The organism is Methyloceanibacter sp. (genome assembly GCF_041573655.1).
GTDB lineage: Bacteria > Pseudomonadota > Alphaproteobacteria > Rhizobiales > Methyloligellaceae > Methyloceanibacter.
In genome coordinates this window covers 1-10,847 of sequence record NZ_JBFFQD010000060.1, presented here as the reverse complement: position 1 = coordinate 10,847, position 10,847 = coordinate 1, and the positions used below count along the sequence as shown (strand labels likewise).

General features: G+C 62.7%; 13 protein-coding genes and 1 tRNA gene. 6 read left to right on the top strand and 8 right to left on the bottom strand.

The window, feature by feature from the left end; translation table 11 throughout:
- Nucleotides 1-213, bottom strand: a 213-nt coding sequence (locus ABY454_RS11075; protein WP_372930672.1) for a hypothetical protein, incomplete at its 3' end; no start/stop codon positions are given.
- A gap of 592 nt (nt 214-805) precedes the next feature.
- Nucleotides 806-891, bottom strand: a tRNA-Leu gene (locus ABY454_RS11070).
- Between the two features lie 92 nt (nt 892-983).
- Between ABY454_RS11070 and ABY454_RS11065 the strand changes: the two genes are divergently transcribed.
- The 4 genes from ABY454_RS11065 (at nt 984) to ABY454_RS11050 (ending at nt 3,297) form a co-directional block, all read left to right on the top strand.
- Complete coding sequence (locus ABY454_RS11065; RefSeq protein WP_372930671.1) at nt 984-1,565, top strand: YqaA family protein; 582 nt, start codon at nt 984-986, stop codon at nt 1,563-1,565.
- Entirely contained in the window at nt 1,562-2,065 is a 504-nt protein-coding gene (locus ABY454_RS11060; protein WP_372930670.1) for a disulfide bond formation protein B, read from the top strand. Before ABY454_RS11065 ends, ABY454_RS11060 begins: the two co-directional genes overlap by 4 nt.
- Nucleotides 2,066-2,161: 96 nt before the next feature.
- On the top strand, nt 2,162-2,554 hold the full coding sequence (locus tag ABY454_RS11055; RefSeq protein ID WP_372930669.1) for a thioredoxin family protein: 393 nt from the start codon (nt 2,162-2,164) through the stop codon (nt 2,552-2,554).
- Nucleotides 2,555-2,577: 23 nt separating this feature from the next.
- The gene (locus ABY454_RS11050; RefSeq protein ID WP_372930668.1) at nt 2,578-3,297 is read left to right on the top strand and encodes a cytochrome c biogenesis CcdA family protein; all 720 of its coding nucleotides are present in this window, start codon (nt 2,578-2,580) and stop codon (nt 3,295-3,297) included.
- A 13-nt stretch (nt 3,298-3,310) separates the two neighbouring features.
- Here the strand turns inward: ABY454_RS11050 and ABY454_RS11045 are convergent, their stop codons facing one another.
- The 4 genes from ABY454_RS11045 to ABY454_RS11030 form a co-directional block, all read right to left on the bottom strand.
- Nucleotides 3,311-3,877 (bottom strand): HNH endonuclease, encoded by a 567-nt coding sequence (locus ABY454_RS11045; RefSeq protein ID WP_372930667.1) that lies wholly within the window; start codon nt 3,875-3,877, stop codon nt 3,311-3,313.
- Between the two features lie 127 nt (nt 3,878-4,004).
- Nucleotides 4,005-4,679, bottom strand: a complete 675-nt coding sequence (locus ABY454_RS11040; protein ID WP_372930666.1) for an alpha/beta hydrolase — start codon at nt 4,677-4,679, stop codon at nt 4,005-4,007.
- Nucleotides 4,680-4,702: 23 nt separating this feature from the next.
- Nucleotides 4,703-5,197, bottom strand: coding sequence for a bacterioferritin (bfr, locus tag ABY454_RS11035; RefSeq protein WP_372930665.1), 495 nt, complete (start codon nt 5,195-5,197; stop codon nt 4,703-4,705).
- A 53-nt stretch (nt 5,198-5,250) separates the two neighbouring features.
- Nucleotides 5,251-5,481 carry a bacterioferritin-associated ferredoxin gene (locus ABY454_RS11030; protein WP_372930663.1) on the bottom strand — a complete coding sequence of 77 codons (231 nt, stop codon included), beginning with the start codon at nt 5,479-5,481 and terminating at the stop codon, nt 5,251-5,253.
- Nucleotides 5,482-5,979: 498 nt separating this feature from the next.
- Here ABY454_RS11030 and ABY454_RS11025 point away from each other — a divergent pair, with 498 nt between their 5' ends.
- The gene (locus ABY454_RS11025; RefSeq protein WP_372930661.1) at nt 5,980-7,068 is read left to right on the top strand and encodes a response regulator; all 1,089 of its coding nucleotides are present in this window, start codon (nt 5,980-5,982) and stop codon (nt 7,066-7,068) included.
- Nucleotides 7,069-7,089: 21 nt separating this feature from the next.
- Here the strand turns inward: ABY454_RS11025 and ABY454_RS11020 are convergent, their stop codons facing one another.
- Nucleotides 7,090-7,266, bottom strand: coding sequence for a hypothetical protein (locus ABY454_RS11020; protein WP_372930659.1), 177 nt, complete (start codon nt 7,264-7,266; stop codon nt 7,090-7,092).
- A 114-nt stretch (nt 7,267-7,380) separates the two neighbouring features.
- On the bottom strand, nt 7,381-9,408 hold the full coding sequence (locus ABY454_RS11015; protein ID WP_372930657.1) for a protein meaA: 2,028 nt from the start codon (nt 9,406-9,408) through the stop codon (nt 7,381-7,383).
- Between the two features lie 383 nt (nt 9,409-9,791).
- On the opposite strand from ABY454_RS11015, the gene ccrA reads away from it, so the two are divergent.
- Nucleotides 9,792-10,847 (top strand): crotonyl-CoA carboxylase/reductase (gene ccrA, locus ABY454_RS11010; RefSeq protein WP_372930655.1); only part of this gene is annotated, 1,056 nt, incomplete at its 3' end.

Here is a 10,847-nt window from a genome sequence, read left to right as displayed (position 1 = left end):
CGAGTCAAACGGCACTTTGAGTTCAGTAGCGATCTCTGCGATGAGAAGTGGTGCCGCGCCTTTAATGCGGTCCCCTCTTTTAAAGGCCATGATCGGATAGTCAGGATGGCCAGTCGCAACGATCCTCGTGCAGGTTTCGTCTGGGGCCGCTTCACTCGGTAGGCTTGTTACCGACATGACTGCCGCAAGAACTAAAGGTGCGAGATAGCGCATTGAGTTGCTCCTCCGCATGTGGCTGCGCCTTACGTTAGATATTGTAGCGCACTTTGAGCGGCCTAGGCCCGGCCTGCGTCCGCATTCAGACCAGGCCCTCTAACCGCATCAGACGAGTGAAGGGTGATCACTAGGCCTAGTGCGGCGTTGCTATTTGACTGCTGGGAGATGCGTTGCGGCTTTGATGCTGGTCAAGATCGGCATCCGGCTCAGAGCGGCTCGCCAGGATGCGCCAGGAGCGGCGGGAGCAACCTTCCATGATGCCTAGAGCCTGGAGAACACTCCCCGGCTCTGGGGGCCTTTAGCACGACATCCCCGGCCTTCCGTTCTGGTGGCCTTTCTTGTTCTAGGGACTGTCACTTGAGACCGGCCCGAGGCGCGTTGCGCGTTCCGTGATGGAGAGCTTGCGCTTTGTGCGGTAATCCGTACACAGAGCAATTTTCATCCGACTACGGACGATCCGTTTCTGTTAGCCCGGAGCTAGGCGGCGGCGGTGCCGGGTGCCTGTTAGACGGCTGTTAGCCAGTCGTTAGCCCGAAAGGAGCGGCGGGCTAACGGGCCGACCGCGATAGGGTAAAAATGGCTGAAAAGCTGGTGCCCCAGGCCGGACTCGAACCAGCACACCCTTACGGATAACAGATTTTGAGTCTGTCGCGTCTACCATTCCGCCACTGGGGCTAGGCCGGGGAACATGCGGGAAGCGTCGCCCCCGGTCAACTCTCAGCAGCAGCGAATGGACAAGCGGGCGGCACCCCGCTAAGCAGAGCGCCATGTTTAGGCGGGCCTATGACAAGATGATGGAGCTCGCCGCTCATCGCAACGCGCCGTGGGCGCTGGCGGGCGTGTCATTCATCGAGAGCTCGGTCTTCCCGATCCCTCCGGATGTCATGCTCATCCCTATGGTGCTGGCGGAGCGGCGGAAGGCTTGGCTGTTCGCCGGGATCGCCACCGCGGCGTCCGTGCTCGGCGGCATCTTCGGCTATCTCATCGGCTACTTTCTATTTGAGACCGTCGGCCAGCCGATCCTCAATTTCTACGGGTATGGCGAGAAGTTCCAAGATTTCGCCGCGCGCTATAACGACTACGGCGCATGGATCGTATTCATCGCCGGCGTCACGCCCTTTCCGTACAAGGTCATCACCATTGCCAGCGGCGTGACGCAGCTGAACTTCTTCGTGTTCATGATCGCGAGCATTGCCGCGCGGGGCTTGCGCTTCTTTGTCGTGGCGGGGCTGCTCTACTGGTTCGGTCCGCCGATCCGAACCTTCATCGACAAATATTTCGGCATCCTGTCGATTGTGTTCGTGGCGCTGTTGATCGGCGGCTTCGTGCTCATCAAATACGTGCTGTGAGTATAGCAAGCGACAAAGACACGTTGGCGGGGCAGATGATGGCGGTGAGCGCCATTGTCTTCGGCGCCGCGTTGCTGACGATCCTGGCGGCCCACGCCTTCGAGCAGTTCGGCGGCTACGCGCCGTGCCCGCTCTGTCTGCAAGAGCGCTACGCCTATTACTTCGGCGTGCTGGCAGCGGTCATTGCGTTCTTCGCCGCGCGGAGCGAGACCTTCGGCTTCGCCCGGCTGGTGCTGGTGCTAATCGCCATTGGCTTCCTCATCAATGCGGGGCTCGGCGTCTACCACGCGGGCGCGGAGTGGAAGTGGTGGCCGGGGCCCGACACTTGCGCCGGCGGGTTCGATCTCATCTGGGGCAGCGACGGCATCGTCGATACGCCGGTGATCCGCTGCGACGAGGCCCCTTGGCATTTTCTCGGGCTCTCCTTCGCCGGCTGGAACGCCGTAGTTTCCGCCGCCCTGGCACTGGTCGCCCTGTTTGGCGCCACGCGGCGCGCCTAAGCGCTCCGCTCACGAAAGTTTCAAGCGCCTTGATTGGCGCGGCCCAAGCGGGGACTGCTATCACGGCAGGGAAGAATTCCTGCTTGGAGGTCCAAAATGACCGAGATTCGTGCCCTTTTTGCTGGGCTAGCTGCCCTCATTCTCGTCGGTTCGGTGCCCGCCACGGCCGCCGAGTGGAAGGCGTATAGCCCCGAGGCGCTCGCCGCCGCGCAGGCTGACGGCAAGCCCATCCTGGTCGACGTGTTCGCGGCGTGGTGCCCCACGTGCCGGGCCCAGAACCCGATCCTCGTCAAGCTGACCAAGCAGCCGAAGTACAAGGATCTCCTCGTGCTGAAGGCTGACTTCGACGCGCAGAAAGAAGATTTGCGGGCCCTCAACGTGCGCTCCCAGAGCACGCTGATCGTGTTCAAGGGCGACAAAGAGATCGACCGCTCAGTCGGCTCCACCAACGAACTCTCCATTGAGGGGATGCTCGACAAGACGCTTTAGGCGTCCCCGATAGGCGTTCGATAATGATTGGCACACTCGGCCTTGCGTTTCTCGCCGGCATCCTGTCGATCCTGTCGCCGTGCGTGCTGCCGCTGCTGCCCATCGTGCTGGGCACGGCGCAGGCCGAGCATCGCCTTGGGCCAGTCGCGCTTGCCGCCGGCCTGGCCGTTTCCTTCACCGCGATCGGGCTGTTCGTCGCCACCATCGGCTTTGCCATCGGTCTCGACACCGATGTGTTCCGTTTGCTCGCGGCAGTGCTGCTGATCACTGTCGGGGTCGTGCTGCTCGTGCCGAGCCTACAAGCGCAAGTCGCCGTGGCGGCCGGTCCCGTCGGCAATTGGGTCGACGACCGTTTCGGCGGGTTCAACGCCACGAGCCTGTGGGGTCAGTTCGGACTGGGGCTGCTGCTTGGTGCGGTGTGGGTGCCGTGCGTGGGGCCAACGCTTGGTGCGGCGTCAATCCTTGCTGCCAAGGGTGAGCATCTCGGGCAGGTGGCGCTCACCATGCTTGCGTTCGGAGTTGGCGCGGCGTTGCCGCTCATGGTGTTGGGCTTTGCCTCGCGCGAGGCCATGCAGCGCTGGCGTGGGCGTCTCGCAGAAGCTGGCAAAGGCGGCAAGATGCTGCTTGGCGCACTTCTCGTCGCGGTGGGACTGCTGGTGGCGACCGGCGCCGACAAGAAATTGGAAGCGTTCTTGGTCGAGGCTTCGCCGCAATGGCTGACGAACCTGACGACGCGCTACTAATAAGACACTCGGCCTACGGCTCCAGCTCGGTATCCCAGTAAAGATAGTCGAGCCAGCTTTCGTGCAGATAGTTCGGCGGGAACAGCCGCCCGTTGCGGTGCAATTCGAACACCGTCGGCCGGTAGGGCTTCTGCGCCGGCCACATCTTGGCGCGGGTCGGCATCTCACCGCCTTTGGCGAGATTGCACGGCGCGCAGGCCGTGACCACGTTCTCCCACCTTGTGAGCCCGCCCCGGGAGCGGGGGATCAGATGATCGAAGGTGAGCTCCTGCCTGTCGCCGCAATATTGGCAGGTGAAGCGGTCGCGCAGGAACACGTTAAACCGGGTGAAGGCGGGATAGAGCGCCGGGCGCACGTAACTCTTCAGCGAGACGACACTGGGAAGCTTCATCTCGAACGACGGCGAGTGTACGGCGTGCTCGTACTCGGAGACGATGTTGACGCGGTCGAGGAACACGGCCTTCACCGCGTCCTGCCAACCCCATAGCGATAGAGGGTAGTAAGAGAGGGGCCGATAATCGGCATTCAGCACGAGTGCGGGATAGGTCCCGGGAGCGGCCGATGCTGTTGCGACGTTCAAGGCCAAAAGGTCCTCGTTACTGCCCGTCGCACTCGGGGTTCCCAGCTCGTCTGTCGCGCGAGATACTATAAGGACGTGTCATGAATGTGAAGGGCCCCACATGCTGTGGTTTACCATTCACGAGCCCCTATGGCGTGGTTGCGCCCGCATCAGCGAAGGCCTGACGCAAGAAGTTGCCGCCGAGGCGCAATCCCTCCCCGTCAATGCCGTGTCCGATGCCTTGTGAAACATGCCACTCCACGGGGTGGCCGGCTTGGCTAAGGGCTTCGCGGGCCATGTGCATGGCATCGACCGGAATCACTTCGTCCCTGTCGCCGTGCACCAGGAGGATGGCGGGGCCTTGGCCCGGCGCCGGTAAGGCCTCGAGCGTCGCCAACGCGCCTGAATAGCCGACGATGGCCTTGGGCGGGGCGTTGCGGGCAAGGCCGACAGCCAAGGCCATCATGGTGCCCTGGCTGAACCCGACAAGGGCGAGGGCGCTAGCCGGCAGGTCGTGCCTGGCGAGCTCGGCGTCGAGAAAGGCATTCAGCGCGGGTGCGGCGCTCTTCACGCCCTCGGCGATGATCGACATGTCGCCCATGGAGAGGTCGAACCACTGCCGGCCCATTGGCGACATGGCGCACGGCTCCGGCGCATTGGGCGAGACGAACGTGGCGTGCGGCAGGAGGCTTGCCCACTCCCGCCCCAAGCCGATCAGGTCGTTGCCGTCGGCGCCATAGCCGTGGAGGAACACCACGAGCTGCTGTGCGCTGCCGCCCGCGGCCGGCGGCAGGCGCGGCCCATCAAGTCCCGGCAAGGTCATGTGTGTGAACCCGCTCCCCGCACCTAGTCGCTGTCGGCGACGTCCTTGGCCGAGTCGGCGTTGAGCTGGCCATACATTTGCGGACCGATGTCGCTGAGAAGACCGAGTTGCGTCTCGATGAAGTCGATATGCCCTTCTTCATCGCGCAGCAGTTCTTCGAACAGATCCATGCTCGCATAATCCTCTTCCTTTCGGCACGCGGCACGCGCTTCCATGTAGAGCGCGCGGGCGCCGTACTCGGCCTTGAGATCGCATTCGAGGATTTCCTTGATGTTCTGGCCGATCATCAAGGGATCGAGCTTCTGCATGTTGGGGAAGCCCTCGAGGAAGATGATGCGCGTCACCAGCTTGTCGGCGTGATGCATCTCTTCGATGGACTCCTCGCGCTCCTTCTGGGCGAGCTTGGTGTAGCCCCAGTCATCGAGCAGACGGTAGTGCAGCCAATACTGATTGACCGCGGTGAGTTCGCTGGTGAGCGCCTTGTTCAGGTACTCGATAACTGTTGGATTGCCCTTCATCGTGATCTCCTCTCAACCTTGCTGTTCATTGTGACGTGTTCTGTGGTGTCCGCCTAGTTCGCCGTGGGGCTGTTATCGAATGGTGACCGATGGGGAAGCGAGGCCGCGGAGCTCGGCCCCTCATCGTCGTAGCTGAGCATGAGCTTGGTGATGAGCGGCAGGCAACTGCCGCAGGACGGCTGCTTGCCGAGCGTCTTGTAGATGAGCCCCGGCGTGAGCACGACGAAGGGGTCCTTGGTACGTAGGGCCGAGACCGCATCGTGAATGTCCTGGGCTGAAATCATGGAACAGGAGCAGACGATCATGCTTTTCTCTATGACAGCGCGGGCGGATTGTCTCCACATCGCACGGCCGCCGCTGACCAATTCGGCCAGTTTTAGATTAGGATAATTCTAAAGTAGAAACCCTTTGGCGGCAAGGGACGTTGGCCCCGGTGAGGAAGCAGGCTATTTGCCGGCTTTCCCAGGCGGGCCTGCCGGGCTCCGCCAGTCATCCGCCCGGACGAGGGCATTCCCACCTTAGGACCTCATAAACCACGCAGTTTAGCTCGGATTTAAGCCGGGTCTGAGAACATGCGCCTCAACAACGGGGTCGAACAAGGCCTAGCAATGGGGGCGTATCATGCAAATCAACCGGGCTCAGCCGGCGAATACCAATGTGAAGATCGAAGGGCTCATGAGCGGGCTCGACGCGGAGCGTAAGGCCCGCGAGGCCGCAGAAGCCGCCGATGCGGCCAAGACCGGGCTGCTCGCGCTGATGGGCAGGGACCTGCGCGCGCGCCCATGGAATCGGCGGCCGCCATGGCCAACCAGCTTCTGTCCAGCCCGGCTGGCGTTTCCCAGCGGCACGATATTGAGACCTTCGCGCAGTCGGCGCGGGCGCTGTTCGATACGCTTCACGACGTTCTGGACTACGCAGATCTGGAGACCGGCGCGGCGGAAGTGGCCCTCGAGCCGTTCGACCTGCATGCGCTGGTGAAGGATGCAGCTTCGACTTTGCAAGCGCGCGCGGGCGCCAAGAGCCTGACCAGCGCGGTGGAGATGACCCCAGACTGTCCACGCTTCATCGTTGGCGACGTGCGCCGGGTGCGCCAAGTGCTCATGGGCCTGATCGAGGCCGCGCTGCAACGGACGACCGAAGGCTCGATTCGACTCTATGCCAGCGTCAACGAGGCGGCCCATCCCTTCACGGTGCGGTTCGACATCACCGATACGGGCGCCGGCCTCACCGAAGCGGAAATCGATAACTTGTTTCAGCCGTGCTCGGGCACATCGCGCGTGGGCGGCTCTCTTGGGCTGCCAATCGCGCTGCGCCTAGCCGAGGCGATGGGCGGCGGGCTTGGCTGCACCAGCGCGGTCGGGCAGGGCACGCTTCATTGGTTCACCTTCCAGTCTGTTGCCGCCGACGAGCAAGACGCGGCAAAGGCTGAAGCCGCGCCGAAACCGGAAACGCCGGCACCGCAGTCCGAGACAAAAGCCCCCCGCGAGGGAGCGCTGTCGGGTCACGTGCTGCTGGTCGAGGGCAACAGCGTCAATCGCATGCTGATCGGTGCCTATCTTGACGAGATCGGTCTCACCTACGAGACGGCCGACAATGGCGCGGCGGCGCTAATGTGCCTCGCGGCTCGGCCCTACGATCTCGTTCTCATGGACACGGTGCTGCCGGACTATGACGGCTCACAGATGGCAAAGCGCATCCGCACCATGCAGGCGCCGTCGTCGGACGTACCGATCGTCGGCATCACCGCATCTGGGTCCTCTGAGGATCTGCAGGGCCTCGTCGAGGCGGGCCTGAATGCGCGCGTGACGAAGCCGATCCAGGGCCGCGCCCTCTACGCTGCGCTTGTGCCGTTCCTGCCGGCGCAAGCCTAGCTCGCGTCAGGCCAGCGCGCGTCAGGCATTGTCCATCAGGACGCCGGCGAGCAGGATCAGGTAAGCGATCAGCAGCAAGCCGAGACCGTACGAGGTGAAGATCGGCAGCGGTACGATCATGCCGATCACCACGAGTGCGGCCAGGATGACGGAGATGAGAAAGGTCTGCCGGCGCGGCGTGCTCAGTTTGAAGTCCATGATGTCCCCCCCTTGATGCGCCTCTTTTGGCATGACGCCAGAAGAAAAATCAGCGTTGCCAGGACTCTAGCGGCAAAGTTGCTCCGCTGTCATGGCCCCTGAACCGGGGAATTTCTAAAGGTGCAGCTTTTCCTTGGCTTCCAGCGGCGGCACGGGAACGTCCGCCTCGGCCAGCACCTCGACCTTTTGGTCCACCAGATCGACGATCCCGGTCATGATCTCGTTGAGCTGGAAATCCTTCGGCGTATAGATGGCTGCGGCGCCGCACTGCTTGAGGACGTTGACGTCTTCGGCCGGAATGATGCCGCCGACAACGACCGGCACCTCGCCCATACCCGCCTCGCGCAGCTTCTGCACAACGTCGCGCACCAGGGACACGTGGGAGCCGGAGAGGATGGAAAGTCCCACGACATGGGCCTTGGCCTCTTTGGCTTGCTCCACGATTTGATCGGGGGTCAGGCGGATGCCGTCATAGACGACACTCATGCCGACATCGTCCGCGCGCACGGCGATCTGCTCGGCACCATTGGAATGGCCATCGAGGCCGGGCTTGCCGACGACGAAGGTGAGCGTGCGGCCGAGCTTGCCCGAGACTTGGCTCACCAGCTCGCGTACGTCTTGCAGGCGCGCCTCGTCGATCTCGTGCGAGGCGCCGATGCCGGTGGGCGCGCGATATTCACCGAAGACTTCGCGCAGCACCGCGCCCCATTCGCCGGTGGTAACGCCGGCCTTAGCGGCGGCGATCGACGGGGGCATGATGTTGCGGCCTTCGCTGGCCGCATCCTTCAGCTCGCGCAAAGTTTCGCGCACGCTCGCGTCATCGCGCTTCTGCCGCCAAGCTTGCAGCGCGGCGATCTGCTCGATCTCCACGGACTCCGGCACGGTGAGAATGCCTTCGACGCCAGAATCGAGCGGCGACGGTTCGGTCTCGGTATAGGCGTTGACGCCGACCAGTGTTTGATCGCCGCGCTCAATGTCGGCAATGCGCTCGGCGTTCGAAGCGATGAGTGACTCTTTCATGTAATCGATGGACGCCACGGCGCCGCCCATGGCATCGAGTTTGGCGAGTTCGGCGCAAGCCTGTTCCTTCAACTCCTCGACCTTGCGGTCGATCACTTCGGAGCCATCGAAGATGTCGGCGTATTCCAGGAGGTCGGTCTCGTAGGCGACGATCTGCTGCAGCCGCAGCGACCATTGCTGATCCCAGGGGCGCGGCAGGCCGAGTGCCTCGTTCCACGCAGGCAACTGCACGGCGCGGGCGCGGGCCTTCTTCGACAGCGTCACCGCCAGCATCGATAGCAGGATGCGGTAGACATTATTCTCGGGCTGCGGCTCGGTGAGGCCAAGCGAGTTCACCTGGACGCCATAGCGGAAGCGCCGGAATTTCGGCTCCTCGACGCCGTAGCGTTCGCGCGCGATCTCATCCCAGAGATCGACGAAGGCGCGCATCTTGCTCACCTCGGTAATGAAGCGAACGCCTGCATTGACGAAGAAGCTGATGGCGCCGACCACGCGCGGAAACTTCTCTTCCGGCACTTCGCCGGAGGCCTTGACCGCATCGAGGACGGCGATTGCCGTGGCCAGCGCGAAGGCGAGTTCCTGTGCCGGCGTCGCGCCTGCCTCCTGCAAATGATAGGAGCAGACATTGGTCGGGTTCCATTTCGGCAGCTCGCGGTTTGCAAAGACGATCACGTCCTTGATGAGCCGCAACGAAGGATCAGGCGGAAACACGTACGTGCCGCGCGACAGATACTCCTTGATGATGTCGTTCTGCACGGTGCCGGTCAGCTTGGTGCGATCGACGCCCTGCTCGTCGGCGAGTGACACGTAGAGCGACAGCAGCCAGGCGGCCGTGGCGTTGATCGTCATCGAGGTATTCATCTCGGCCAACGGGATGCCCTTGAGCAGGGCCCGCATGTCGCCGAGATGCGAGACGGGCACGCCCACCTTGCCGACCTCGCCCCGCGCCAGCGCCTCGTCGGAATCGTATCCGGTCTGGGTGGGCAGATCGAAGGCGATCGAAAGCCCAGTCTGCCCCTTGGACAGGTTCTTCCGGTAAAGCTCGTTGGAGGCCTTGGCGGTGGAGTGGCCCGCATAGGTGCGGAACATCCACGGCCTGTCGCGTTCGGTCTTGACGCTCATGATCTTCCTGAGGTTGGTGTGCGCTGCATCGAAGCATGCCCGATGCGCCTGGGCAATATCGGCTAAAAAGGTTCTAAAACGCCCAGCCCTTGGGTTCAAAGGCCCAAAGTGGGCCTCTTTGACGCAAAGGATCCCGATGCGCGTTTCGTCGCTGGGGATGAATCAACCCCTGGGCAGAGGCCCCGCTTTTTGCTAACCCTCCACACCGAATGAGGCAGCCCTGCCAAAAATAGGGCAATTCCATGAGAGCCCCGGCGCTTTTGGGGCGGGCTTAGGCTAAGTCTACGAGCCCGCAAACATGTTGCAGTTGCGAAACAGATCGATGACAATTGCCGCAATGCAAAAAGAGCGCCTTTAGAAAAAGGACTGGGGGGACCAACCGGATGAATGAGATGTCGATAGCTGAAGTTTCTCCAGAAACGTCCGCACCGACGGGTGAAGTCAAAGATCTCTACGAGATCGGCGAGATTCCCCCTCTCGGTCACGTGCCGAAGAACATGTACGCCTGGGCGATCCGCCAGGATCGTGAGGGTCCTCCGGACCAGGCCATGCAGGTCGAGGTGGTACCCACATGGGAGCTCGATTCCCATGACGTGCTGGTTCTCGTGATGGCCGCGGGCGTGAACTACAACGGCGTCTGGGCTTCGCTCGGTACGCCGGTCTCGATGTTCAACGTTCACAAGAACCCGTATCACATCGCGGGTTCCGATGCCTCGGGCATCGTTTGGGCCGTGGGCTCCAAGGTGAAGCGCTGGAAGGTCGGCGACGAAGTCGTCATTCACTGTAACCAGGACGACGGCGACGACGAGGAATGTAACGGCGGCGATCCGATGTTCTCGACGTCTCAGCGCATCTGGGGTTACGAGACCCCGGACGGCTCGTTCGCGCAGTTCGCTCGCGTTCAGGACCGCCAGCTTCTGCCGCGGCCGCAGCACCTCACCTGGGAGGAGGCCGCCTGCTACACGCTGACGCTCGCCACCTCCTATCGCATGCTGTTCGGCCATCGGCCGCATACGCTGAAGCCGGGCCATAACGTGCTGGTGTGGGGCGCCTCCGGCGGCCTGGGGTCCATGGCCATCCAGCTTTGCGCCACGGCCGGCGCCAACGCCATCGGCGTGGTGTCCGAAGACGACAAGCGCGACTACGTGATGTCGCTCGGCGCCAAGGGTGTCATTAACCGCAAGGACTTCGACTGCTGGGGCCAGCTGCCGAAGGTCGGCACACCCGAATACGACACCTGGTTCAAAGAAGCCCGCAAGTTCGGCAAGGCCATCTGGGACGTTACCGGCAAGGGCGTGAATGTCGACTGCGTGTTCGAGCATCCGGGCGAGGCGACCTTCCCGGTCTCTTGCTTCATCGTGAAGCGCGGCGGCATGGTCGTATTCTGCGCCGGCACCACCGGCTACAATCTCACCATGGATGCCCGTTACGTTTGGATG

What these genes read in the sequence shown, in the direction of transcription:
- ABY454_RS11025 (WP_372930661.1), top strand. Translation starts at nt 5,980, where the DNA reads ATGGAATCGGCGGCCGCCATGGCCAACCAGCTTCTGTCCAGCCCGGCT.
- ABY454_RS11050 (WP_372930668.1), top strand. Translation starts at nt 2,578, where the DNA reads ATGATTGGCACACTCGGCCTTGCGTTTCTCGCCGGCATCCTGTCGATC.
- ABY454_RS11020 (WP_372930659.1), bottom strand. Translation starts at nt 7,266, where the DNA reads ATGGACTTCAAACTGAGCACGCCGCGCCGGCAGACCTTTCTCATCTCC.
- ABY454_RS11040 (WP_372930666.1), bottom strand. Translation starts at nt 4,679, where the DNA reads ATGACCTTGCCGGGACTTGATGGGCCGCGCCTGCCGCCGGCCGCGGGC.
- bfr (WP_372930665.1), bottom strand. Translation starts at nt 5,197, where the DNA reads ATGAAGGGCAATCCAACAGTTATCGAGTACCTGAACAAGGCGCTCACC.
- ABY454_RS11030 (WP_372930663.1), bottom strand. Translation starts at nt 5,481, where the DNA reads ATGATTTCAGCCCAGGACATTCACGATGCGGTCTCGGCCCTACGTACC.
- ABY454_RS11015 (WP_372930657.1), bottom strand. Translation starts at nt 9,408, where the DNA reads ATGAGCGTCAAGACCGAACGCGACAGGCCGTGGATGTTCCGCACCTAT.
- ABY454_RS11055 (WP_372930669.1), top strand. Translation starts at nt 2,162, where the DNA reads ATGACCGAGATTCGTGCCCTTTTTGCTGGGCTAGCTGCCCTCATTCTC.
- ABY454_RS11065 (WP_372930671.1), top strand. Translation starts at nt 984, where the DNA reads ATGTTTAGGCGGGCCTATGACAAGATGATGGAGCTCGCCGCTCATCGC.